Origin of the sequence: Rickettsia sp. TH2014 (genome assembly GCF_019249195.1) — a bacterium.
Classification (GTDB): domain Bacteria; phylum Pseudomonadota; class Alphaproteobacteria; order Rickettsiales; family Rickettsiaceae; genus Rickettsia; species Rickettsia felis.
On record NZ_MXAX01000220.1, the window covers coordinates 136 to 3,126 of the forward strand.

Below are 2,991 nucleotides of genomic sequence, written 5' to 3' on the forward strand. Positions count from 1 at the left end.
ACTATTTACTCTAAACTGCAATACGGAGGCACGACCCAACGCCACCAGGCAATTTATACTTTAAAAGATATTTACATCAAAGTTGATCAAATAACTCTAGAGCACACATGGTTTGAAACAATGGATTTAGCGTTGCAGTATGGATTAACACTTTATGATGCTAGCTATTTAGAGTTAGCATTACGCTGTGGGTTACCAATAGCAACCCTTGATAAATCCTTAAAACAAGCAAGTAAAGCTGCCGGGATAGTAGTGTTGTGATTACATCTTTACAAGTCGTAGCCAAGCATCCCAATCACGTTTACCTAAATCTTCTTCAAATGATAATAAGTCTTTTACTGTCTGAGTACATATTTCTATGGAAGGAATTATAAGTTCTTGTTCTTTTGTAGAATTTAGCAAACATTGCGTTTTACAAGCTTGTTCTAAATGGTAAGTATAAAACATAGCTTCATGAATAGTTTTGCCGCAGGTAATAGCACCGTGATTACGAAGTAACATCACGTAATTTTGCTTAAGGTCATTAACGAGCCTACTACTTTGCTTGTCAGCATCTAGCACTAGAGAATTATAATCGTGATATGATATTCTGTCGTAAAAGTGTAATGCCCATTGACTGAGAGGTAAAAGCCTGCATTTTAAAGCAGAAACTGCTATGCTTGCGGGAGTATGATAATGAAAAACGGCAGAAATATCAGGGCGTGCTTTATAAATACTACCATGAATAAAGTAACCGGTTTTATTATATTGATATTCTTCCCCTTCTAAAATTTTTCCATCTAAACTAACTTTTAAAAGATTCTCTGTAGTTACTTCTTCAAACCTTAGTCCAAAAGGATAAATATAGTAAAAATCGGCATTTTTAGGTCTTGCGGATAGATGCGTGTAAGTATGATCATCCAGCGATAAATACGCCATTATTCGGTAAGCGGCAGCTAAATTATATTTTATATTCATTATTATTAAAATCTATATTGAAAAGTTGTCATTGCGAGGAGTTTCGTTAGCAACGACGCGGCAATCTCATGAAATAATGATAAGCTTCTGAGATTGCTTCGTCGAATTACTTTGTAATTCTTCTCGCAATGACGGTGTTCGGGTATCCACGCAATTCGGCTCTATTTAAAAGGAGCATATACCGACTCTCCTTCTGTTTCTATAATCGCTTCTTTAGGAGTTTTTATACATTCTTGTAAGGATTTCTTACCTAAATACGGTGCTAGATTATAATTTAATATATAACATTGTAAATTACCTTTCTTACCACTAAAATTAAATTCAATTTTATTGCCTTGCTCTAATAGCTTTTTAATCTCTATCGTTTGCTGAATAAAATTCTTTTGTTCTAAGCTTAAGTGTTTGATTCTTAATATATTTTTTACTACGGAAAACGCAGAAACAGCAAGAAGCAGAAAGAATATAAATAATTCTTTATTACTTTGCTTATTTAAGAAAATACTATTTTTAACATATGAAGCTGCAATCATTCCGATAGCTATAATATAACATCCAAGATATCTCAGTAACGATGCTCCTCTAATTGCCTCTTCATAACTAAAGTTAAAGAAATATAAATATAACCGCCACAAAGCAAAAATTATAAAACATACAAAAATACTTATCAGGAAAAATTTATATTCTTTCAGCAAATCTGGTTTATATTTACGAATTCCGTACCATGCAGCTATACAAATAGTATATACAACTAAACTTCCTTCTTTTACTAAGAATAACAAGAGAAATTTACCGTAATTTAGTAATAACGCTCTATGCTGTTCATTAAAATTCTCAACAATATATATTAAATTGCTAAAACTATGTTCGCCTCTGTCAAAAAAATCATGAGTATTTTTAAAATAACTCATCCAAATAAAATTACACAAAATTGGTGAGGTAAGTAGTATCAGATATACAATATAATCACTTGATTTTTTAGGTTTCTTATAGAAAATTGTATAATGAGCTATAAGAATTATCGAAGCAAAACTTGCAAACCATGTTCCAATTTCTCGGAAAAGTGCAAGTAATATCGTGATAGGTAAAATAAGCAATAATGCCTTTTTCTTGTCTTCCTCAAGTATATAAATCGTAAAAATAGCTCCGAACATCAAGCCGATAGTACTATCGTTATATATTGAGCGAATTCCGGTTGTGTATAATACTACACTGCAAAATAAAAGTGAAAACAACATTCCGGTTTGCCAGAGCTTCTTATTTGCGACTAAGGGAGCTAGAAATGCTAAATGTAATAAGAAATGAGCAAATAATACGTTACCGTCCGAATAACCTGAAAGTGAAAGCATAAAGTAGTGATAAACGGCAGCACCTCTTGGATAATGTGCATGAGTAGTAATAATTGAAGTTAACGAGTTTTGGCTTTCAAAAACACCGAAATATAGCAATTCCTTAGTAAATATCCCCCAGTGTGAAAAATCATCATAAGCATGCAGCGATGCTTCTCTTGTATAAAGAAAAAATAAAAGAATCAATAAAGTAAATACGATGATTTCAATTATATTTTTTTTTGATTCCTGCTTCCGCAGGAATGACATAAAGGGCGAAGATGATATGAAAGCTAAAAATATACCGACGAAATAACTTACATAGGTTGCAGCCGGTAATAGCTTTAACATAGCAAAGCAATATAAAATCGATACTAATATGCTGATTGTTATAGGAATAGCAAAGGTCAATCTTGTTTTGAAATATTCGGCAAAAAAAGACGAAAAGCCAAAAAGGCTTAATATCGGTATTATGATCATATATTTTTAAAAATTAGCTAGGTTATTCACGAGGTCTATTCTACCCAACAAATATAAAAATGTAAATCTTGCAATTTCTTAAAAATATAATGGACTGAGAAATCAAGACAAAAAATAATCAAATTCGTTTCCTATTTTTATTATATTGTTAAGCAGCTAATTGATAATAATTTTGCGTATAATTCAGATAAACATCCATAGGTTTTTTGTAACCAATACCCGAATGAAA

The 2,991-nt window shown here is 31.7% G+C and carries 3 protein-coding genes; 1 reads left to right on the forward strand and 2 read right to left on the reverse strand.

Annotation, left to right across the window (positions count from 1 at the left end):
- A partial coding sequence (locus tag KYQ89_RS04475; protein ID WP_218460591.1) for a type II toxin-antitoxin system VapC family toxin occupies positions 1-261 on the forward strand: 261 nt, incomplete at its 5' end.
- On the opposite strand, the gene KYQ89_RS04480 is transcribed toward KYQ89_RS04475, so the two are convergent.
- Both KYQ89_RS04480 and KYQ89_RS04485 read right to left on the reverse strand, forming a co-directional pair.
- Positions 262-957, reverse strand: a complete 696-nt coding sequence (locus KYQ89_RS04480) for a class II aldolase/adducin family protein (RefSeq protein ID WP_218460592.1) — start codon at positions 955-957, stop codon at positions 262-264.
- 161 nt (positions 958-1,118) lie between these two features.
- A complete protein-coding gene (locus KYQ89_RS04485) occupies positions 1,119-2,762 on the reverse strand; it encodes a hypothetical protein (protein WP_218460593.1) in 1,644 nt (547 codons plus the stop codon).
- Positions 2,763-2,991: the final 229 nt, after the last annotated feature.